Genomic DNA, 22,585 nt, shown 5'->3' with positions numbered 1-22,585 from the left:
CAATATCTCCTGTCTTTTCTATAAAATATTAGAAATTTAGCAAATAATGAAATCCATTATGAATACGTCTCCGTCTTAATAAAGGAATCCATATATTTGATATACTCCTCTTTGGTAAAGATGGGCTGATAATTCTCTACAATTTCTTTTGCTTTCACAGCCCCATCCCGAAGCAGGCGGTAAGCGGAGAGGGCAAAGATTTTTGCAGTGACCACATAGGCAAGTTCCTCATCCACGATATCGAAGTCAACGGAGTGGAGGCCGCTTACTTTACCGCCGGTGTTGAAGGTAAGGACCGGCTGCAGATGCTGTACATCCCCCACATCGGTGGAACCGCCGCTGTAGGCGTGGGTATTTTCCTGGACGATCTGGTAATCTTTTTCACTGGTTTGTGCGGCAATCTCAGCGGCTGCCAGGACTGATTCATCGGCTTTTTCACTCAGAGCCGGAAGATATCCGGGCATAGTGGTGATTTCGCAGGCAGCACCGACGGCGATGGCACCGGCTTTGAAGGCACGGTCGGTTTTGGAAGCAGCATCTGCGATGGCATCCTTGTTGGCGGCACGTACCAGAGTTTCGATTACCACCTCATCCGGTACTACATTGACGAGATTTCCGCCTTTTGTGATAATGGGATGAATCCGGACATGGTCATCATCCCGGAAGGTTTCACGCTGGTAAGCCAGGGCGGAAAGTCCGAGGAAGGCTGCATTTAATGCATTGACTCCCAGATGCGGGGCACTGGCTGCGTGGGCAGCCAGTCCCTTATAACGAATGACCTTGGAGACGAAACCGTTGTTGGAGTGAGAACCAATGCTGATATCCTTGTCTCCGGTGTGGTGGACGATATCCAGGTCAATGTCATCAAAAGCACCGACGCGGATGAGTTCACATTTTCCGCCGCCGTATTTGATTTTTCCCTGGGCGGTCAGGGAGTTTTTAAATTCAATCTCACCATATTCCTCTGCCGGTACGGCGAAGAATACAACCTGTCCGTCCAGCTCTTTTTTTACATCTTCATTGGTCAGAGCCAGGGCTGCACCGATGACACCGGCCAGCTGGGCATGATGTCCGCAGCAGTGAGCTCCCTGAGTCTCCGGATTGGCATATTTATGTTCCGGGATGCGGAGCGCATCCAGTTCCCCGATGAGAGCCAGACTTACATTCGTTTTCTCTTCTTCATTTAAGTAGGCTTTGACACCGGTGACAGCCAGTCCTTCCTTTGTCTCAAGACCCAGATTTTTCATGAAAGAAGCAAATTTTTCTGCAGTTCTGTATTCTTTATAACCCAGCTCTGCATGGGTGTAGATATCTTTGGCGAATGCGATGATCTCGTTGCGGTGTGCGTCGATGATATCGACAATTTTCTGTTCGGTTTTATCTAAAATGAGAGCCATGTGAAATCCTCCTGTTTCCTGCTGATGTCTTCCGATGCTGTTTCCTATTAGTTAAACAGTTCCTCCGGAACAAACCATAAACCATTGTTATTCTTGTCTAAATATTCTTTGAATTTATCGGAGTGGTAAGCAGCAACGATATCTTTTGCCCACTGAGCATCTTTATTTTCCTCTTTTACAACGACCTGCAGAATCAGATGCGGCAGAATGTCTTCCTGAAGAAGGGCAGTGGATGGATCGATTCCTGCATTGTATACAATACTTCCGGTGATAACCGCATAATCAAAGTCATCTAAAACAGCTGGAATATTAGTGGAGTTCATTTCGGTAAATTCGATGTTGTAAGGGTTTTCCGTGATATCCGCCTGGGTGACAGTGGAGAGATCCACATCCGGGTTTAAGGTGATCCATCCGGCTTTCTGTAAGAGAACATAAGCGCGGGCTGTGTTGGCGGCATCGTCCGGAACGGCTACTTTGGCACCGTCTTGAATGGCGTCCAGAGAGGTTTCGGTGGCAGAGAAGATGGCAGCCGGAACGGTCGGAATCGGGGAAATCGGAACCAGGTCACCCTTCTGGGCTTCGTTGAAGTTTTCAGCATAAGCGGTATGCTGTTCTACATTGAAATCGATCTCGCCGTCATTTAAAGCAAGATCATTCTGGAGAAGGTCGGAGAAATCAACCTCGGTGAGTGTATAACCTTCTTTTTCCAGAATCGGTTTAATGGCATCTTCAAATAAAACCGTGTAGGGTCCGGCCGCTTTGCCGTATTTGAGTTCCTTCTTATTAAAATCAGAAGCATCGGCGGAAGCAACAGATTCGGTGCCGGAAGAAGCAGCGGCAGTATCAGCGGCAGAGCTTCCGGCATCACTCTTGGAGCAGCTCCCAGAACAGCAGCTGCGAGGATCAGACCGGCGGTCAGGGTGGTTCTTACATAAGCTTTTACATTTTTCATAATTGAGTTCTCCTTTTTCTTTTAAGTGTATTTAAATTAGCAGTTTCTTCAATAGAAATAAGTTATAAGTTACTGATGGGTCCGTCTCTTCTGTGCCAGCCGGTTTCCCAGACTCTGGATGATCCAGACAAATGCAATCAGGATGAAAACGGTCGCAAACATCAGCGGGAAGTTAAAGGTCTGATAGCCGTAGGTCAGGGCGATGTTTCCGATGCCGCCGCCTCCGATGTAGCCAGCCATCGCAGTTGCTCCGATGAGGGCGATGGTGCCGGTTGTCAGAGCCAAGATAACCGAAGCAAATGCTTCCGGAAGCACAAAATGAACGATAATCTGGAACGTGGTCGCTCCCATCGACTGGGCTGCCTCGATGATGCCGCCGCCGACTTCCAGAAGCGATGTCTCAAGAAGTCTTGCTAAAAATGGGGCGGTATAGATAACTAATGGCACGATAGCCGCCCTGGTACCGATCCGGGTGCCGACGATGATTTTCGTAAAGGGCATTACACATACCAGAAGGATGATAAACGGTGTGCTTCGGATGATGTTGATGAAGCCGTTTAAAATCGTGTAAAGCAATGGATTTTCCTTGAGCCCGCCTTTGCGGGTCAGCCATAAGACAATGGCGATGAAAAATCCGACGATGGAACCGATAATCAGGGAAAAACCGACCATATACAGGGTTTCCCAACCGGCCTTGATGAGTTTGTCTGGCGAAATGCCTAAATACTGCTGAATCATGGTAATACAACCTCCTTATATTCTTCGTTTGATTCGAGAATGTAGCGCTCGGCTTTTTTGATTTCCTCGTCGCTTCCGATGAAGAGAACGAGCATGATGCCGACGACGATGCCCTGAATAACGTTGATGGTGGAGTAGAGAATGTTGGTTTCCACCTCAAACCGCCGGTTGATATCCCAGAGAAGCGGCTCGGTGCTGTCTGTATTTTCCAGCTTGATGCGGAGCAGGCGGCTGTTCCGCGTTTCCCGGCGGATGCTCTCGACGAGCGGTTCCGGAATAACGTCGTGGATGAGATTGCCGACAAACCGTTTGGCGATATCAGACTGCGGGTCTGAGAAAACCTGGATGACAGAGCCCGTTTCTACGACTTTACCGAAATCCATAACGGCGACTTTATTACAGATTTTCTGGATGACATTCATCTCATGTGTGATAATCACAATTGTAATATGAAGGGTTTCATTAATCTTCTTTAGCAAATTGAGAATGGAATCGGTCGTTTTCGGGTCGAGGGCGCTGGTCGCCTCATCGCAAAGAAGAATCGACGGATTATTTGCAAGTGCCCTTGCGATACCGACGCGCTGTTTCTGTCCGCCGGAGAGCTGTCCCGGATAGTAGGACTTCTTATCGGAAAGTTCGACGAACTCCAGCAGCTCATTCACACGCGCTTCGATGTCTTTTTTGGGTGTGCCGTTTAGTTTCAGGGCAATCGCGACGTTGTCGTAAATTGTCTTGGATTCCAGGAGGTTGAACTGCTGGAAAATCATTCCGATTCCCTTTCGGAGGCTGCGAAGCTCTTTTGCACTCAGGCTTCCAATGTCCTTATCTTCAACGAAAATCTTTCCGGAAGTCGGTCTTTCCAGGGCGTTTACCATTCGGATCAGGGTGGATTTTCCGGCACCGCTGTAACCGATGACGCCGTAGATATCGCCCTTTTCGATTTCGAAGGACACATCCTTCAGTGCTTCAAATGCACCGTCTTTCGTCTGGAATGTTTTACTTAAATGTTCAAATCGAATCATTTCTGGTCTCCTTTAACTGTGTTTATCTGGGGAAGCACATTTTTAAGGGATAATTCCTGAAAAATGACTTCTGTATGTGTCGCGTTTTTTATACGAATGATATATCTGGATGCAATATAAATATTTAATTTTGCATACTGAAATATAAATGGGTACAAAAAAGGAGGTCTGGTTGTCCAGACCTCCTAAATTGGATTGTATCTATCACTTTCCAGTGAAAGCAAGATGAGAAAAACCTCATGAAGATATCATCCAGTTATCTGTCTGCACAACAAAAGTAAGAGTGTCACAGCAACAGCAGCACATACACTCCATACAACAACACATAGCAGACATAACTGAATAAGATGTTCTCATGATGGTTTCCTCCTTTCCTTAAAATTCATAAACGATTATAAAAATATATTTCCTACTTGTTTTGTAGGTTTTGAATGATAGTTCTTATTATAGCGCGGAAATGAGATTTGTCAATCATTTTTTTATATCATCCAATATCATCCAATACCGCCCAATGCGATGCCTAATATTAATACCAGCACACATACCGGAATATAAATATAGCGGCACACCGGTACAAACCATTTTGAAAATTTCTTTTCGCGGCCTTTGTTGACCTGCGTTTCTGCATAGTCTTTTCCGAATACCCAGAAGAACATGATTCCGGCGAGTCCGGCACCGAGGGGGCAGATGTAGATGGAGAGAACGTCCATCCAGTCGGAGACGATGCCCTGGATTAACAGGGAGACGGCAGCTCCGATGATACCGATAACCGCGCAGGCAGGGACGCGGCCAAGGTGGAGTTTTTCCTGGACGGTGGCGATCGGTGCTTCGTAGAGGTTGAGCAGGGAGGTCATCCCGGCGAAGAGAACGGCTACGAAGAAAATGATCGCGATCAACGTACCGCCCGGCATTGAGCGGATGAGGTTCGGGAGGTAGATGAAGAGAAGTCCCGGACCACCCTGATCAAGTTTTGCACCGGTGGTTGCCATTGCCGGGATGATGACGAGGGCGGCGAGAATCGCGGCGATCGTATCAAACAGGGCAACCCGCGCGGCAGATGCCGGGATGTTTTCCTCATCGGAGAGGTAGGAACCATAGATTAAGGTTCCATTTCCGGCGACGGACAGGGAGAAAAATGCCTGCCCCAGTGCGAAAATCCATGTTTTTGGGTCTGCGAGGATCTCAGGATCGATGCGGAAAATGTAGCGGTAGCCCTGCATCGCACCCGGCTGGAATGCCACGTAGATGCCTAAAAAGACAAACAGGATGAAGAATACCGGCATCATCAGCTTGTTGGCGTTCTCGATTCCGCTTCCGACGCCGAACATCAGAATCAGAATGCAGAAGAAGAGGGCGGCAAGCTGCCAGCCATTGTTTCCAAATGCGGACGCCATCGAGCCGAAAGCAGAGGCAAAACCGTCTGTGTCGGCCGGGGCAAGCGTGGCACCGGTAAAGGCTCCGATGGCATATTTTAGGATCCAGCCCATGACGACGGTATAGCCGATCGCCATCGCGAGGGAACCGGCTGCCGGGATGAAACCGAGCGCGTCACCCAGTTTGCGCCTGCCGCGTGTCTCGCAGGCAGCGCCGAACGCGTCAATTGGACCGGAGCGGGTGCCGCGTCCCAGGCACATTTCCCCGATGACACCCGTGGAGCCGATCAGGGCGACGAAGATAAAGTACGGGATCAGGAACGAGCCGCCGCCGTACAGGGAGACGCGGGTAGGAAACATCCAGAGATTTCCCATGCCGACCGCCGAGCCGATACAGGCGAGGATGAAGCCCCACTTACTGTTGAAAGATTCTCTTTTTTCCATGAAATTGTAACTCCTCAAACATTATATAAGATTTGCCGCAAATATCTAGGAGTCCGCCGATTGGAAGCGGTCAGGCAGATGTTTGCATAAGTTCATCTATTATACCAGAAGAGAGGCATTGCTTTCAAGTGGCAGAGCGCGCGAATCGTATGTTTTAGGGGAAAAGGCGATCTAAAGTAACTGCCGGTGGACCGTTACAGGGAAATACCTTGATTTATAGGGTGGAAAGATGGTATTCTATAGAGGACGGCAGCGGCGGGCTTTGGGAGGGTGGCGCCGCTGCAGAGCAGATTCGAAAAGGAGAAGGTAGCACAATGAAAAACGCAAACAGGATTCCGGAGACGTTTCAGACGGATGCGGAATATAGACAGTGGATGGAGCGCTGGCAGCAGGAGGCGCGGGAGGCGACGATCGAGGGATTTAAGCAGAATCGTAAGTTAAACGGCATGACACAGACGGAGCTTGGCAGAAAGGCGGGGATTTCCCAGCCGAATATCACCCGCTTCGAGAGCGGCAGCTACAATCCGTCGCTGGATTTTATGGTAAAGATCGCAGCGGCGATGGGGAAAAGGGTACAGATTACATTGGTAGATGAATAAGAGGCGTGCGCCGGGGCGCACAGGGACCATTTGGGGAGTAAACAGGGGAGACAGCGGTGTGTGTGAGGCTGTCTCCCCTGTTTTTAATGAGTGCATTTCAGCGACGATTCAATAAACCGTGAAATCATATTCCACTCATAGCTCTGTTCCAGCCACGCAAATTTGATCGGGTACCGCGCTTCTTCCCCGAGCGTAAAGACATGGAGTGTATCCAGCTGTTCCTTGCTGAGAATAGAAAATGCGAGGTTTTTTGGGCTGATGCAGGCACCTTTTCCCATCGCGCAGAGGGCAAGCAGGGTAGCGATGTTGTCAGAGCAGGCATGAACCGAGGGGACGAAGTTGTCTGTCGCGAGGATATTCCGCCCGATGCGTCCGACTAGATCATGTTCACGGTTTAGGAGAAACGGACATGGAGCCAGAAGGGAGTAGCGGTGATGGCGGCTGACTTCCTGGATAATGGCTTCGGTCTGTTTGCCGTAAATGTTCTGCAGCAGGGCAGTGGAGACGATGAGAACCATCTCTTCCTCATAGAAATCCCGCAGAATGATGCCGGGAATGCGAACTGAAAAATTGGCGATCGCCAGATCAATTGTGCCGTCCAGCAGGTATTTTTGCAGCACATCGTTGGAAGATTCGACGAGTTCCACATCCACGCCGGGATATTCCTTTTGAAAGGCGGCGATCAGCTCCGGCATGATGGCGTGTCCGCGCGTGAATGCGATGCCGATCCGCAGTTTTCCTGTCTGGTTATTTAAAATATCGCCAAATTCGTGAAGCATACAGTCATATTTTGTATTAAATTCCGTTGCATAGCGCAGAAATACCTCCCCCGCATAGGTAAGCTCCAGCGGGATGTGACGGATTAGGAGCGGACATCCAAGCTCCCGCTCGATTCCGGCGATATGGGCGCTTAATGTCTGCTGGGTAATATGCAGCGCATCGGCAGCCCTAGTGAAGCTGCGGTTTTTCGCAACCGCAGCAAAATATTCCATTGATTGAAAATTCATATTCGAATGACGCCTCTTTTCCCAAAACTTTCATCTTAAGTTTCTAAAAAGCATCTGACTATAAAAGTGGTCCTTCCAACTCAAACACTGTCCGCTGCAGCTGCGCGATCAGCAGGCTGGCAGCTGGGGACGCTTTTTTTGCTGACGGAATCCGGACGCCGAGCACGCGCTCCATTGGCGGATTGAGCGGCAGCCGGACAACATTTTTAGAAATATCGCGGACGACCAGCTCCGGCAGGATGCAGACCCCCAGGTTGTGGCTGACCATCGCGAGCATGGAGTAGGTGTTCTGCGAGGTAAACACTGGCTTGGGCGGTGCGATACCGAGCTGCTGGAACTGGCGCAGCAGGTCGGTTTCACCTTTTTCTTCTATATAAGAAACCTTGGGGAGATCTTTTAAGTTAAAGCGCTCATATTCTGAATAAGGGGAATCGTTCGCGCAGACAGCCAGGTAGGGTTCTTTTTTCAGGGGAAGCCAGTCCATCTTTCCGTCCGGGTGGGGACCGACGATGCCGAAATCGATGGAGCCATTTTCCAGCCACCCATCAATCTCCTGTGAGCACCCTTCCAGCACTTCCACGGTCATATCCGGGTAATCGGACAAGAATTTTTTGAGGGCGGGCGGCAGCCACTGGACGGAAGCACTTAGATAAGCGCCGATCCGGATATGACCGGTCTGGACACCCCGGATGGAGGCGGCTGTCTGATCAAAATATTCTGCCGCCGCCAGCGTCCGCCGGATCGGGGAAAGCAGTGCCTCGCCGTTCCGCGTCAGGGCAAGTCCCCTCTGGGAACGTGAAAACAGGGAAAACCCGAGTTCCGTTTCAATATTTCGCAGCATATGGCTTGCCGCCGACTGGGTGTAACCGTTTTTCTGGGCGGCACGCGTCAGGTTCTTTTCTTCTGCAATGGCTAAAAAAAGCCGCATATCTTTAAGATCCAAAAAATACTCCCTCCATTTTCGTAATAAGCGTTCGGTCTGATTCATAAAATGTACAGAACTGACAGATACCAAAGGAGGATGAGAAAATTTGTATAAATTACGTAGAATACAAATCTGATTCATACGGAATATCCGGGCGGATTATGTGGGTGCGTGTGCGGCGGACATTCATTCCGATGGCTCTGCCAAGTGTCCCTAGTATATCATATTCGTGAAAGAATGGGAGAAAAAGATAGAAATATGCCTAGGATCTCAAATACAACACAAAAAATTCATCTAAATGAATCACACAAAAGGTTAAAAAATAAACAAATGGTAAACAAAATTCATGAAACTCCGAAAGAAAATGGACAAAATTCTGAACGGGAGTCTAACGGGAAATGGCGCAGTTGTAGACAAAATATCATGATATTTGTGCATTTATACTAAATTGATGCTCGAAAAAGTGCAATTTATTTCATGAAAAGCACAGAGGGATTCATGACTTTGCGTTATTTCATGAAAATCCTGCATAATAAATTCAAATAATGTTATTGAACAAATTTCACTTTAGTGATATAATTTTTTCAAAAGCAAGAAGTTTTTTGAGCGAATTGAAAAACTTGCTTAGCCAGCGCGCGGCACTACATCAAATAAAGGGGGAACTTTATATGGAAGCAATTAACAACATTGTCGGTATGTTGAACGGACCCATTTGGGGCGTTGGAATGTTAGTTCTGATTGTTGGTAGTGGTTTATACTTTACAATCCGTCTCGGCTTTTTCCAGTTTGTTCATTTCAAAGATATGTGGAGCCGAATCATTGACAAGTCGGAGTCTGAATCCGGTATTTCTTCATTCGCATCCTTCTGTACAACCATGGCGATGCGTGTTGGTACCGGTAACGTAGCCGGTGTAGCCGTGGCTCTTTACATGGGCGGACCTGGCGCACTCTTTTGGATGATCATCGCTGGTATGACAAACTCTGCTGTTTGCTTTACTGAGTGTACATTATCCGTACTTTATAAGAACCGTATCGATGGTCAGTATCGAAGCGGCGGTGCTTACTGTGCTGAGAGAGGTCTTGGTTGGAAAGCTTATGGTGCCTTCTATGCAGCATTCTTCGGACTGGGCGTTGTATTATTCATGCCGGCAGCAGCTACCTATACAATCTGCGATGGATTTAAGAACGCTTTAGGTATTCCGATGTGGATTTCAGCTCTGGTTATCGCACTGGCTATGGCAGTTGTAGTTATGGGTGGTGTTAAACGAATCAGTTCTGTAGCATCTATGCTGGTTCCGCCGATGGTAGGTGTTTACCTGATTGCAACAGTCGTTATCTTAATCGCAAACGCAGGTCAGATTCCGAGCGTTATCGCTCAGGTTGTATCCTGTGCATTTGGTTCCAAAGAAGCTCTTCTGGGCGGCGGCGTTGGTATCGCTATCCAGCAGGGTGTTAAACGAGGCACATTCTCATCTGCATCTGGTATGGGTGAGTCCATGCCGACCGCAGCAGCAGCAGAGACCAGCCACCCGATTAAACAGGGTATGGCAAACGCAGCTGGTGTTTGGCTGGATACCGTTATCGTATGTACCGCTTCTGGTCTGATGATGCTCTTAAGCGGATGCTACAATACACAGTTTGGTTACATCGGTGGTACCGGTGCAATGCACGATCAGATGGCTCAGTTAGCAGCAGATGGAACATATGGCGTTATTTTCGTTCAGAATGCCTGCAGCACCGTTATGGGAAGTATTGCTCCTCTGTTCATTGCTATCATGCTGGCTCTGTTCTCCTTTACCTGCTTAATCAGCTACTATTACGAGGGCGAGACTTCGGTTCTTTACCTGTTCCAGGGCGATGATAAAGCAGCTACCCGTAAAGTGGTTATCAGAATTATGCAGATTGTTATGCCTATCCTTATCTTCATCTGGGGCAATATCGATTCCGGTCTGGCTTGGAATCTTTCCGACCTTGCACTTGGTGGATCTACATGGATCAACATGTTAGTTGTACTGCTTCTGTCTCCGAGGTATTTGCGCTGTACAAAGACTACGAAGAGCAGATGAAAGCAAAGAAAGACCCGTACTACAACCCGGATAAGCTTTGCTGGAAGGGCGTAGACGTTGAGATGTGGAAAGACATCAACAAAAAACGTATCGCAGAAGATAAATAATCGGATGTAAATCGTTACATATTATTAGATATAGAGCTTAACTCCTAGAGTCTAATATAAAAGGCAGTCCCTGTCGTGTGGCAGGGGCTGTTTTTTTGTTTCATAGGATGTTCCTATGAAACAAAACGCTCCGCTTCACGTGTACAAGTGCTAAAACTGTCCGCCATTGACGGAAACTGTCCTCCCAGTAAAGGCGGGCTGTTTGTTGGAAACAAAAAAAATGAGAAGAATTTGTGGTTGAACACAATTGAAAGAGGAAGGGGTGAATTGCTATAATAATCACATATCAATGAGCGAATCTGAAAATAAACACAAAAAAGAAGAAAATGCCATGAGATGTACGTCTCTTTGGCGGGATAAACCGAAAGGTTTCAGCAGTAAAGGAGGACCAAATGAAAAAAAGACGTGTTTTGAGTGTTGTATTGGCAGCGTCGATGTTTGCTATGCTTTTAACTGGATGTGGCGGTGGGAATCAAGGTAGTGCAGAAGGAAGCCAGGCGGCAGCAATCGGACAGGGGGTAGCGGAAGCGGAAAGCTGCATCAAGATTGGTGTGTCCGGTACACCGGATCTGGATCCGGCCATTGTAAATACTGGTTCTAGCTTAATTGCAGCGATCAATATTTATGATACACTGATATTCCCGTCAAATGAAGCGGATGAAGGCGTTATCCCGAGAGTGGCAGAAGATTGGACAATCAGTGAGGATGGTCTTACATATACTTTCAACCTGAAGAAAGGAATTAAATTCCATAATGGGGATGAATTAACAGCTTCGGATGTTGTGTATTCGATGGATCGTCTGTTAACGATTGGTGAGGGATATGCTTATATTTTTACAAGCTATGTTGAGCCGGGAACGACAGTAGCCGTCGATGATTATACAGTTGAGTTTCATCTGAAACAGGCATATGGACCATTTATTAACGCTCTGGTTCGTTTGTATATCCTGAATGAAGATGAAGTAAAGGCAAATACACAGTCAGCCGGAAATTACGGTGAGAATGGTGACTACGGAAGAACCTATCTCCTGACACATGATGCAGGTTCGGGTGCGTATAAAGCAGTTGAACTGGTACAGCAGGATTATTTCTATGCTGAGCAGAATCCGGATTGGTTTATGGGATGGGAGAATGAGAAAGCTCCGAAAGCTTTCAAACAGATGGCTATCACCGAAGCAACCACAGTTCGAACGATGATCAACAATAAAGAGATGGATATCACAGATACCTGGCAGAGTGTTGAGACATTGTCTGCATTAAGCAAGATAGATGGTATTTCGATTGCTAAATACAGCAATGGTCTGGAATATAATGTATACATGAACACACAGGCAGCTCCGATGGATGATATTAATTTCCGTCGTGCGATGAACTGCGTAATTGATTACGATACGATCCTTAATTCTATTTTCCCAGATTCCGTTAAGGCAACCGGTCCGGTTCCAGCAGGTGTTATGGGTCATGTAGATACAAAGGCTTTTAAATTTGATATTGAGCAGGCTAAGAAATACATCGCAGCATCTAAATATGCAAATGATTATGCAAACTATCCGATCGAAATTGTTGTTAACTCGGATGTATCTGACCTTGAAAAGATTGCACTGATGATGCAGTCAGCAGCAAAAGAAATTGGAGTGACAATTACAATTGCAAAAGCTCCGTGGGTTTCTCTGATTGATCAGATGGGTTCAGTAGAAACTTCTCCGCAGATTACAATTATCAACTCTGCTCCGCCGTTCGATGATGCAGGTATCTATTTACAGAGCCGTTATGGAGATGAGACAAAAGGAACCTGGGAGAATGGTGAGTGGTTAGCTGATTCAACCGTTAACGATATGATTGAAGATGCACTTGGAACTACAGATACGGATGAGCGTCTTGCAAAATACGCAGATATCCAGAACTATATTGTTGATGAAGTCTGTCCGAGCGCTTGGCTCTGTGACCTTTCAGAGAGATGTGCTTACCAGAGCTCTTATGTTACCTGGCCGTTTGTAGAGCAGGGTGGCGTTCCACAGTGTGTAAATGGTTATAGTCAGGTTTACTCTGAATTTGAGTATAATCTGGATCAAAAGTAAGATTTGTGAAAGGCTCTGCTGCAAAATAAAACATGTTTATAATCTAAATATATGATTTTGCAGCATCCTTTTTGCAGACAGTAAGAGGTGAAGCGTAGTGATTAAATACATAATAAAACGGCTATTGATGGGAATCCTGGTATTGTTTGGAACATCATTATTGATATTTACCATTGCCAGAGTTGTTCCCGGTGATGTAGCTACCATCGCTCTGGGAGCCAGAGCCACTGAGGCAGCAAAAGAAGCGCTTCGCATGGAGATGAACCTCTATGATCCGTTCCCGGTTCAATATGTAAAATGGCTCACTAGTGCAGTAACAGGAAATTTTGGAAACTCTTTTGTAACTAAGAGACCTGTAGCCATGGACGTGGCACAGTTTCTTCCAGCAACATTGGAATTGATTATCATGGCTGGTGTATTTATGGTAATCGGAACATTTATTCTTGGACTTCTGGCTGGTAAATACAAGAATACATGGGTAGATGGTTTGATTCGAGTTCTGTCTTATATCGGAGTAGCACTTCCGGCATTCGTAATCGGAATTCTGCTTTTGCTTCTGTTTGGATATAAATTACAGGCAATTCCGGTTTTGGGACGGTTAAGCACAACACTGGTAGCTCCGAAAACGGTAACTGGATTTTTTGTGCTGGATGCGTTGCTGGCAGGTGATTTCACAGTGGCCTGGGATGCATTTTTACACTTGCTTCTTCCGGCACTTGCACTTGCCGTACCGCCGATGGTTCAGGATGCCAGAATCCTTCGCTCTTCTCTGGTTGATAACTCAGCCAAAGAATATATGGCAGTTTCTACGGGACATGGACTTCCTCCGAACCTGTTGATCCGGAAGTATCTTCTGAAACCGTCAGCAACCTCGGCAATTACGACCATGGGTATGGATTTTGCGTCTTTGATGGGAAATGCATTCCTGGTAGAGCGTATTTTCAACTGGCCTGGTATTTCCAGATATGGAATTAATGCAATGTTGTTTAAGGATTTAAATGCTATATGTGCGGTTGTTTTGATTATCGGTATTACATTTTTTGTAGTGAATCTGGTGGTAGACCTGATTGTGGCTGCTCTGGATCCTAGAATGCGGAAGGGAGGAAGTAAGTAATGAGTACGCAAGGTGAAACAAAAGCGGCTCGTAAACCGCTTCTATCTCCATCCACAAGAGAGAATCTTCGAATTTATAAATACAAATTCAGTCGCAATAAACTGTCAGTATTTGGACTTGTGCTTGTATTACTTTCGTTTTTTTTCGCAATTTTTGCAGAAGTAATTGTTCCGCATCCGGAAAGCATCGGTAGTTTTGTTGACTACGCAAATGCCAGCCTTCCGCCTTGTAAGGACTACTTATTTGGAACTGATCAGATGGGACGTGACGTTTTTTCGCGAGTTATCTTCAGTTTCCGCGGTGCACTGATTATGAGTATCGTTGTTCTGGCTATTTCTGTTCCGGTAGGAACGGTACTTGGACTTTTGGCCGGATATTATCATGGAACTAAGATAGATGCAGTTATCATGAGAATCTCGGACGTATTCCTTTCTGTACCGTCTCTGATTCTGGCACTGTGTGTAGCTTCGATTCTGGAACCGAACATGATGAACTCCATGCTCGCAGTAACAATTATGTGGTGGCCGTGGTATACACGACTTGTATACAGCCAGGCATCATCTATTTCGGAAGAATACTTTGTTAAAAATGCAGAATTAATAGGAGCTTCCAAGGCGCACATTCTCTTTAGAGAAATTCTTCCTAATTGTTTGTCTCCTATTTTTACAAAAATGGCGCTGGATGTAGGCTGGGTTATTCTGATGGGAGCGTCCTTGAGTTTCGTTGGTCTGGGTGAACAGCCTCCTACACCGGCATTTGGACAGATGATTTCTGACGGTGCTGCATTAATGCCGGATATCTGGTGGCTGACAATATTCCCAGCTGCTGGTATTGCATTTATGATTTTAGGCTTTAACTTCCTGGGAGACGGTATCCGCGACATGTTTGATAAGGGAGGGCACTAAGGATGAGAGAAAACATTTTAAATATTGAAGACCTCTCTATTTGGTATCGTACCTATCGCGGTTATTCTAAAGTGGTTGATCATATCAATCTGCAGGTAGGAAAAGGAGAGAAAATAGGTCTGGTTGGTGAGTCTGGCTGTGGCAAGACAACAACAATGAAAACAGTAATGGGAGTTCTGGGAAAGGATTTAATCCATGTTCCAGATGGCAAGATAGATTTTGCAGGAAAAAATGTTCTGGAAATGAAGCAATCAGAACTTTTACAGTTACGACGAACCGGAATATCCATGATTTCTCAGTCCCCTATGTCAGCGTTGAATCCAGTATTTACAATTGGTCAGCAGCTGACAGATATTATCAAGTATTCCGGTCTTTATAAAAAGAATGATAAAAAAGCCATCACGGAGGCAGCACATCAGGCACTTACCAGTGTTATGTTGTCGGATCCGGATCGTATTATGGCAAGTTATCCACATCAGTTATCAGGAGGCATGAGGCAGCGCGTCTGTATTGCATCAGCGTTGGTTACACCGAAGGAACTCTTGATTGCGGATGAACCGTGTACAGCACTGGATGTTACAATTCAGGATCAGATTCATCATCTTTTACGAGTGCTTGTAGAAGAAAAGAAACGTTCATTGATTATGATTACTCATTCTCTTGGCGTGGCCAGAGACTGGTAGACCGAATCTATATCATGTATGGTGGAAATATTGTGGAGACATGTCGGACAGAAGACTTGTTTAAATCGCCGTCTCATCCATATACGCAGGGACTTCTTTCCTGTGTACCGAGGCTTTCAGGCGGCGGATTATCAGCAGGAATTTACGGTTATGTACCAGATTATGTAAATCCTCCGGAAGGATGTCGATTTGCACCTAGATGTCCATACGCAACGGAAATATGTAAGAAAAAACGTCCGCCAGTAGTGGAGATTGAACCGGAACATAAAGTTGCCTGTTTCCGCTATGCAGATGGAAAAACGGAAAAGGAGGGGGCGGAGTAATGGGAAAAGAATTATTGATTGCAAAAGATTTAAAGCAGTATTTCCCCATTGGAAAGGATCGCTTTGTCCGTGCCGTTGACGGAGTTAATTTTTCCATCAATGAAGGAGAGGTTATGGGACTGGTAGGCGAGTCCGGTTCCGGAAAGAGTACGATTGCCTATACAGTTATGGGAATGTACCGTCAGACGGATGGAGAGATTATTTTTAACGGGCAGACCATTACGAATAAGACAAAGGGACGAAGCAAAGATTTTCGCCGGGATGCACAGATTGTATTTCAGGATCCGGGTTCATCCCTGAATCCGTATCAAGATGTTCGTCAGATTTTAAGTCTTCCTCTTCGTGTACACAATGTAGTTTCAAAAGACGGGATAGATGACAAAATTCGTGAAATTCTTCAGATGGTAGAATTGCCGCCGGATTTCATGTATAAGACGCCGAACTCCATCGGAGGCGGCGAGCGTCAGCTGGTATCGATTGCCAGAGCTCTTTGCAGCAATCCGAAATTTATTATTTTGGATGAGCCAACTTCTTCTCTGGATGTTTCTATTCAGGCGAAGATTCTGAATATGCTGATGAAGCTGAAGGAAGAGCAGAAGCTGACATATATGTTTATTACACATGATATGGGTGTTATGAGAAACGTATCCACAAAGATTGCTATTATGTACTTGGGCAAAATTTGTGAGATTGCTCCAACAAAAACGTTCTATGAAGCACCAATGCATCCATATACACAGATGCTGCTTTCGGCGATTCCGGTTGTTACACCGGAAGAAGAAGCATTGAAGCCGAAAAAAGTGAAGAGTGAAGGGGAAATTCCATCACCTGTTAATGTTCCAAGTGGCTGCAGTTTCCATACCAGATGTGCCTTTAAGCAGAAAATCTGTATGGAAGTGGATCCTGAAATGCAGGAAGTAGAACCTGGTCACTTTGTCCGTTGCCATTTGTGCGGAAAATGTAAATAGTGATTCAGAGATTCCCGAATGCCGGGAATTAAGAATAAAAAAGACACATTGTCCCAAGAGACAATAGAATGGAGGGTGTTATGTTAGAATATGAAGTTCTCGATGCTTGTTTGAAGCTGCTTCGCGACATGTTCATGTTGAAACCTGGAGAGACAATTGCGATTACAACTGATACAATGTCCAGTGATGAGATTGTAGAAGCAACTGCACAAGCAGCAGTGATTCTCGGAGCTAAGCCACTTATCTTTAAGATCGCTGCACCGGAAGGCGCAAAAGCTGGCGATAAAGATATGCCGATGAAAGCGCTGATTGATGGTATTAAGGCTTGTGATGCCTGGGTAGAATTCAACTATAAGCTGATCTTCTATTCCACCGTGTATGACAAGATTACAGAAGATCCGAACAATCGTCCGAGATATATGAATCAGAATGGTGTTCATCCGGAACTGTTGGTTCGCAATATTGGTAAAGTAGACAATATTCTTCTGAACAAATTTATCCAGGGATTCTCAGATTACTGTGAGGCAGGACATCATATGCGCTTTACAACTCCGGCTGGAACGGATTTGGAGTGTGATAATGAACCGGGTCGTGATTATGTAACGGCGGATGGATTCGTTCGTAAGAATGATATTAAGATGTTCCCAGGTCAGATCAGCTGGTCTCCGAACTTTGAGAGTGTAAATGGCGTGCTTGTGGTTGATGGAACTCTTTCTCCGCCAATCGGAGCATTACAGGGACCGGTTAAGTTCTATATCGAGAAGGGCTATATCAAAAAAATTGAAGGTGGAAGAGATGCTGAAAACTTCCGTGCATGGCTGGAGAGCTTCGATGATCCGAATATGTTCCTGATGGCTCATAGTGGTCTTGGATTTGGACCGATGGCACAGCTTAACGGCGACATCGTAGAAGATGAGCGTGTATGGGGCTGTACAGAATGGGGTATCGGAAATGTTGGTCCGCAGCTGGTATCTGATATGGAAGGTGGAATTGCCGCAGCTTCTCATTCGGACGGTATTGCATTGAACTGCAGCCTCTGGATTGATGGTGTGCAGGTTCTTGATGAAGGTAAGGTGGTCGGCCCGACCGAAGAGTTTGTAGAGCTGGCAAGACAGCTTGGTCATTAATCAATAAGTAATAAATTACGGAGAGGTACACGATGGATGTTCAGAAATTGCAGAATCTGATTTCAGAAAAACGGGAACAGATGGTTGCAGATATGATAGAGATGAGTTCGATACCTGCTGTCAATCCGAAGATGGGAGGCACCGGCGAATATGCAAGAATGCAGTGGATCATGCGATGGTTCGATAAGCGCCAGATCCCCTATGAGGTATACGAGGTTCCGGACGAAAATGTCAAAGAAGGCGTGCGCCTCAACGTAGTTGTGACAATCCCCGGAACTAAGCTTACGGATCGTTCTCTGTGGTTTATCAGCCATGTGGACACCGTAGGTCCGGGAGATTTAAGTGCCTGGGATACGGATCCTTTTACTCCTACAGTAAAGGATGGAAGAATCTATGGACTTGGATGTGAAGATAACAGCCAGTCAGTGATTACTACCATGTATGCATGCGAGGCGTTGTTTGCCGAACATATCCAGATAGATAGGAATTTGTGCTTCTATTATGCGTCGGATGAAGAAACTGGAAGTGATTTTGGCATGAAGGCACTTCTTGATAAAGGACTCATTCAGCCGAAAGATGAGGCAATTGTTCCGGATGGGGGCAGCGCGGATGGCTCTTTTGTTGAAATTGCAGAAAAATCGCAGATTTGGCTTAAATTTACAATAAACGGAAAAACATCTCATGCAGCGATGCCACATCTGGGTATCAATGCATGTTATATAGGAATGAAATTTGGTGTTGAATTGGAGGATGCTCTTAAAACGAGATATGATAAAGAAGACACCATGTTCAATCCACCAATGTCGACCTTTGAGGTGACACAAAAATTTGCCAATGTGGAAAGTCCTAATGTCATGCCGGGAAAAGATGTATTTTGTATGGATTTAAGAATTTTACCGGATTATTCAGTGGATGAAGTGATGGAGTTTATCCAAGGACTTATGAAGCAATATGAGGCAAAATACCCGGGAATTAACATGAATGTGGAGTATCTGACCCGGGTGGTAGCACCGCCGCCTACCTCGCCGGAAAGTAAGGTAGTACGGAGCTTGATGGAGGCAATCTCGGAGACGGGAACAAAGGCCTACTGCGGTGGTATCGGAGGCGGCACCTGCGGCGCCATTCTCCGGGAGAAAAATATTCCTGCTGTAATCTGGTCTACACTGGATGATATGTGTCATACACCAAATGAATATGTGATAATTGATAACTTGGTTCGTGATACAAAGATTTATCTGGCTGCGTTGGCTAGATACGAAGAGTAGGATAAGAAAACAATAAAATGATAGGAGGTACACATACATGTACGAATTAGAATTAACGAATGCGTGCTATAAGCTGCTTCATGATATGTTTGATTTGCAGCCCGGAGAATCCCTTGCTATTACGTGTGATACAGAGTCGAATATGGACGTTGTAAACGCAACAGCAAAAGCTGCTTTTGCTCTTGGGGCAAAACCGCTGGTCCTGAAAATGTCAACACCAAGAGACTGTGGAAAAGCCGGCGATATTGATATGCCGATTGAGCCGTTAGTGGCAGCTATCAAGGGATGTGATGCCTGGGTAGAGTATAACAATAAATGGATCTTCTATTCAACTGCATATGATAAGATTGTAGCGGATCCAGAAGATAGACCAAGATACATGAATCTGTGCGGAGTTAATCCGGAGCTGATGGTTCGTAATATTGGTAAAGTTGATAATAATCTTCTGACCAAATTTATCATGGCAATCTCTGATTTCTGTGAGGCTGGAAAACATTTTGTAATCACATCTCCAAATGGTATGCACCTGGAATGCGATAATGAGCCGGGTAGAGCTTATGTGACAGCAGACGGACATGTACGTAAGGGTGAAATTAAGATGTTCCCAGGACAGATTAGCTGGTCTCCGAACTTTGACAGCATCAATGGAACGATCGTTGTAGATGGTACTATCACACCGCCTCTGGGAGCTGTAAAGAATCCGATTACATTTACTATTGAAAAGGGTTATGTTACCAAGATTGAAGGCGAAGGAACTGATGCAAAGGCTTATGCAGAATGGATGAAATCATTCAATGACAAACAGATTTATCTGGTTGCGCATGGAAGCTTTGGTTTTGGACCGAATGCAATGCTCAATGGCGATATCGTAGAAGATGAGCGAGTATGGGGATGTACAGAGTGGGGATTTGGTAATGTTGGTCCTCAGCTTGTTTCGGATATTCCGGGTGGTATCCCGGCAGCAACCCATTCTGATGGTATTTGCTTAAACTGCAGCGTATGGGTAGATGGTGTTCAGATTCTTGACGAAGGTAGAGTTGTTGGCCCTACTCCTGAAATTGTAGAAATGGCACATCAGTTAGGTCATTGATCAGGATAGAAAAATAGGCAAGGGGGTGCTGCAGATTTGCAGCATCCCCCTTTTTTGAGGGTTTGTGTAATGTGTTGGTTTTAACCTTTATTTTAGGTGCAGGTTCGGGCAATTTGTAGTATAATTAATCGCTATATAACACGACTCGGAGGTGCTGGCAGAATGATAAGAGCAATTGATATATTGAATCTGCCTTCCATGCGTGAAGGCTATATTGCAGCGGGAGGAAATGGTGCGTATCGTGTGATACGACGATTCGAGATTCTAGAAGAGACCTATCCAGCGGTTGTTCAGTATTTGGATGAGGGGATTTTTTATCTGACGAGTTTCTGGAGCCTGGCGGATAATAAAGAAAACCGGATACATCTGATTGAGGCGATGATCGAGCATCGATGTGCTGGGATCGGGATAATGCCTGGAAGTTACCTAAATGAGGAGATAGATCCTGAGATATTGAAATTGGGAAATGAATGTGGTTTTCCGATTTTATATATTCCTGTAACTGTTCGGTGGGGAGATATGGTTTCGGAATATAGCATCATCGCAAACAACAGCATGGAATCGATCGAACGCAGTTGGATGGATATGGCATTGGGGACCTTTGTTGATTTTCATGTGAATAAAGATCCGGATATGCTGTGCCGGAAAATGAGTGAGATTTTGCAGCTTCCGATTGTGATGAGTGCATTGACGGTTTACAGTTATGGAACAGAAGGAATTACGGTAGCTTTTTTGATTTCCCGGATTCAGAAGATACGACAGAATGAGGGGAATACGATGCAATCGCCGATGATGCTTCGAATTGATAGTTCACGCCTGGCAGTTGTATATTTTGGAGAAAACAGCATGGTGGCCTGCTGTCCGAGCCGGGGGTCAGTGCAGGAGAATATGCTTCAGCTATATCATCAGATGGCGCCTTATATAGTTCGGGAACTGGATAATATTTCTCAGGGCAGTAAAATACGAAAAATTGAACCAGCAATACCATACTACGGGAAAGCAAAAATATACATAGTGTTCATGCGATTTGATAGTTTTGACAAATCGAAATTAAACTTTGACAGAAAGTATATTTTGTATGAAAGTAACTATAATCAGAAATATTGTATTTTGTTAATTCCGGAAGAGGAAGGGATGAAATCGCCGTATGATGTTTATTGCAGGTTGTCAGAAGATAATAAACCGAATTTGTTTGTGTTTTCACAAAGAAAATATAAAAATAAGGAACTGCATCGAGAGATCATGCGAATAAAAAATTTATTGAATTCTCTTCTGTTTTTGAAGGGGCTTTACAGTATGGATGAGCTTTCTTTACTTTACCTGCTTACGAATGCGCCGAGGGAACAGAAAGTTCTTTTGTATTCGGCGGATCAATTAAAAATCAAATATTCAGATGAAGTGATAATTTTTTTGAACACACTTCGCCTTTATCTGGTTCTTCGCAGTATTAAAGAAGTATCACAGCTTTTGGGAATTCATGTTAATTCCGTAAAATATAGAATTGAAAAAGCAGTACAGTATATGGAAATGGGGAGCGATTTATCATTGAATGAAATATCATCGCTAGGAACACTTCTTTATCTGGAACGGATGACGGCAGAAAGACGTTAATGCACTCTGACTATCAGGAGGAGAAAGATGGATATTAGTATTATGGATGTGATAGGACCGGTTATGATAGGACCGTCCAGTTCCCATACAGCAGGGGCTGCAAGATTGGGAGGGGCTGCCCGCGCACTTTGCGGAAAAACGTTTAACAGAGCAGAATTTGGCTTACATGGATCGTTTGCGAAAACATATCGCGGACATGGAACTGATCTGGCATTACTTGCGGGTATTATTGGTATGAGTCCGGAAGACGGGCGGATTCCCGACGCGTTTCAGATTGCTACTGAACAAGGACTCGCCTGGAAATTTTTTGAAAAGCAGATGGAGGGAGTTCATGAAAACGCAGTAGAAATTCGCCTTTTTGATGGAGAGGAGCAGGTTCTTTGTATGGTAGGATCGTCTATTGGAGGTGGTCGTATCATGATTAATGATTTAAATGGCTGCCGGATTGATCTTTCAGCTGAGCTGCCTGCAATTGTGATTAGTCACATGGATCGAAAAGGCATGATTCATCAGATTACCAGCGTTCTTTTGGACGAAGACATGAATGTAGGAACTCTGAAGCTGACGAGAAATACGAAAGGAGAGCATGCACTGAGCATTATAGAGGTGGATGAGTCGGTGGATGATAAAATTCTTGAACGTCTTCGCCGGATTCCGGATGTATTGAGTGTACAGGCAGTACAGATATAACTTTCGGCAGGAAGGCCTAAGGTTACTGGACACGTATGCGTGAACAGTAACGGCCTAAGATATGTGCCAGGAATATGCAGTAGAATATAGAAGAAAGTGGG

General features: G+C 45.4%; 21 protein-coding genes. 13 read left to right on the top strand and 8 right to left on the bottom strand.

What is annotated here, in order from left to right:
* Window positions 1-56: 56 nt before the first annotated feature.
* The 6 genes from DW085_RS05385 to DW085_RS05365 all read right to left on the bottom strand — a co-directional run bounded on the left by DW085_RS05385 (window position 57) and on the right by DW085_RS05365 (window position 5,926).
* Window positions 57-1,397: an amidohydrolase gene (locus DW085_RS05385; protein WP_118491690.1), complete on the bottom strand. Its 1,341-nt coding sequence runs from the start codon at window positions 1,395-1,397 to the stop codon at window positions 57-59.
* 47 nt (window positions 1,398-1,444) lie between these two features.
* Entirely contained in the window at window positions 1,445-2,107 is a 663-nt protein-coding gene (locus DW085_RS05380) for a MetQ/NlpA family ABC transporter substrate-binding protein (protein ID WP_243033943.1), read from the bottom strand.
* Entirely contained in the window at window positions 2,038-2,349 is a 312-nt protein-coding gene (locus tag DW085_RS19610) for a hypothetical protein (protein WP_243033939.1), read from the bottom strand. The genes DW085_RS05380 and DW085_RS19610 overlap by 70 nt, the downstream gene beginning before the upstream one ends.
* 69 nt (window positions 2,350-2,418) lie before the next feature.
* Entirely contained in the window at window positions 2,419-3,087 is a 669-nt protein-coding gene (locus tag DW085_RS05375; RefSeq protein ID WP_118491687.1) for a methionine ABC transporter permease, read from the bottom strand.
* Entirely contained in the window at window positions 3,084-4,109 is a 1,026-nt protein-coding gene (locus DW085_RS05370) for an ATP-binding cassette domain-containing protein (protein ID WP_118491685.1), read from the bottom strand. The genes DW085_RS05375 and DW085_RS05370 overlap by 4 nt, the downstream gene beginning before the upstream one ends.
* Before the next feature lie 494 nt (window positions 4,110-4,603).
* Complete coding sequence (locus DW085_RS05365) at window positions 4,604-5,926, bottom strand: sodium-dependent transporter (protein WP_022360004.1); 1,323 nt, start codon at window positions 5,924-5,926, stop codon at window positions 4,604-4,606.
* 314 nt (window positions 5,927-6,240) lie between these two features.
* On the opposite strand from DW085_RS05365, the gene DW085_RS05360 reads away from it, so the two are divergent.
* Complete coding sequence (locus tag DW085_RS05360; protein WP_022360005.1) at window positions 6,241-6,525, top strand: helix-turn-helix transcriptional regulator; 285 nt, start codon at window positions 6,241-6,243, stop codon at window positions 6,523-6,525.
* Window positions 6,526-6,608: 83 nt separating this feature from the next.
* Here the strand turns inward: DW085_RS05360 and DW085_RS05355 are convergent, their stop codons facing one another.
* The gene (locus DW085_RS05355) at window positions 6,609-7,532 is read right to left on the bottom strand and encodes a LysR family transcriptional regulator (RefSeq protein WP_118468310.1); all 924 of its coding nucleotides are present in this window, start codon (window positions 7,530-7,532) and stop codon (window positions 6,609-6,611) included.
* 58 nt (window positions 7,533-7,590) lie between these two features.
* Window positions 7,591-8,475 (bottom strand): LysR family transcriptional regulator, encoded by an 885-nt coding sequence (locus tag DW085_RS05350; RefSeq protein ID WP_182430796.1) that lies wholly within the window; start codon window positions 8,473-8,475, stop codon window positions 7,591-7,593.
* A 650-nt stretch (window positions 8,476-9,125) separates the two neighbouring features.
* Between DW085_RS05350 and DW085_RS05345 the strand changes: the two genes are divergently transcribed.
* From DW085_RS05345 to sdaAB, 12 genes are all read left to right on the top strand, one after another.
* Entirely contained in the window at window positions 9,126-10,523 is a 1,398-nt protein-coding gene (locus DW085_RS05345; protein ID WP_243033938.1) for an alanine/glycine:cation symporter family protein, read from the top strand.
* Between the two features lie 499 nt (window positions 10,524-11,022).
* Complete coding sequence (locus DW085_RS05340) at window positions 11,023-12,708, top strand: ABC transporter substrate-binding protein (protein WP_118491681.1); 1,686 nt, start codon at window positions 11,023-11,025, stop codon at window positions 12,706-12,708.
* Window positions 12,709-12,805: 97 nt separating this feature from the next.
* Window positions 12,806-13,822, top strand: coding sequence for an ABC transporter permease (locus DW085_RS05335; RefSeq protein WP_233430204.1), 1,017 nt, complete (start codon window positions 12,806-12,808; stop codon window positions 13,820-13,822).
* On the top strand, window positions 13,822-14,727 hold the full coding sequence (locus tag DW085_RS05330; RefSeq protein ID WP_107000607.1) for an ABC transporter permease: 906 nt from the start codon (window positions 13,822-13,824) through the stop codon (window positions 14,725-14,727). The genes DW085_RS05335 and DW085_RS05330 overlap by 1 nt, the downstream gene beginning before the upstream one ends.
* 2 nt (window positions 14,728-14,729) lie before the next feature.
* Window positions 14,730-15,410 (top strand): ABC transporter ATP-binding protein, encoded by a 681-nt coding sequence (locus tag DW085_RS05325; protein WP_243033937.1) that lies wholly within the window; start codon window positions 14,730-14,732, stop codon window positions 15,408-15,410.
* 32 nt (window positions 15,411-15,442) lie between these two features.
* The gene (locus tag DW085_RS19605) at window positions 15,443-15,733 is read left to right on the top strand and encodes an oligopeptide/dipeptide ABC transporter ATP-binding protein (RefSeq protein ID WP_243033936.1); all 291 of its coding nucleotides are present in this window, start codon (window positions 15,443-15,445) and stop codon (window positions 15,731-15,733) included.
* Complete coding sequence (locus tag DW085_RS05320; protein WP_118491679.1) at window positions 15,733-16,701, top strand: ABC transporter ATP-binding protein; 969 nt, start codon at window positions 15,733-15,735, stop codon at window positions 16,699-16,701. Before DW085_RS19605 ends, DW085_RS05320 begins: the two co-directional genes overlap by 1 nt.
* 80 nt (window positions 16,702-16,781) lie before the next feature.
* Window positions 16,782-17,828, top strand: coding sequence for a leucyl aminopeptidase (locus tag DW085_RS05315; RefSeq protein ID WP_107000987.1), 1,047 nt, complete (start codon window positions 16,782-16,784; stop codon window positions 17,826-17,828).
* A 32-nt stretch (window positions 17,829-17,860) separates the two neighbouring features.
* Entirely contained in the window at window positions 17,861-19,093 is a 1,233-nt protein-coding gene (locus tag DW085_RS05310; protein ID WP_118491677.1) for a M20 family metallo-hydrolase, read from the top strand.
* A 37-nt stretch (window positions 19,094-19,130) separates the two neighbouring features.
* Window positions 19,131-20,183, top strand: coding sequence for a leucyl aminopeptidase (locus tag DW085_RS05305; RefSeq protein ID WP_107000603.1), 1,053 nt, complete (start codon window positions 19,131-19,133; stop codon window positions 20,181-20,183).
* A gap of 162 nt (window positions 20,184-20,345) precedes the next feature.
* Window positions 20,346-21,794: a PucR family transcriptional regulator gene (locus DW085_RS05300; protein ID WP_107000602.1), complete on the top strand. Its 1,449-nt coding sequence runs from the start codon at window positions 20,346-20,348 to the stop codon at window positions 21,792-21,794.
* A gap of 27 nt (window positions 21,795-21,821) precedes the next feature.
* On the top strand, window positions 21,822-22,484 hold the full coding sequence (gene sdaAB / locus DW085_RS05295; protein ID WP_118491675.1) for an L-serine ammonia-lyase, iron-sulfur-dependent subunit beta: 663 nt from the start codon (window positions 21,822-21,824) through the stop codon (window positions 22,482-22,484).
* Window positions 22,485-22,585: the final 101 nt, after the last annotated feature.

Source organism: Clostridium sp. AF50-3 (assembly GCF_003477445.1).
Lineage (GTDB): Bacteria > Bacillota > Clostridia > Lachnospirales > Lachnospiraceae > Otoolea > Otoolea fessa.
This window is presented reverse-complemented; position numbering and strand designations above follow the sequence as displayed.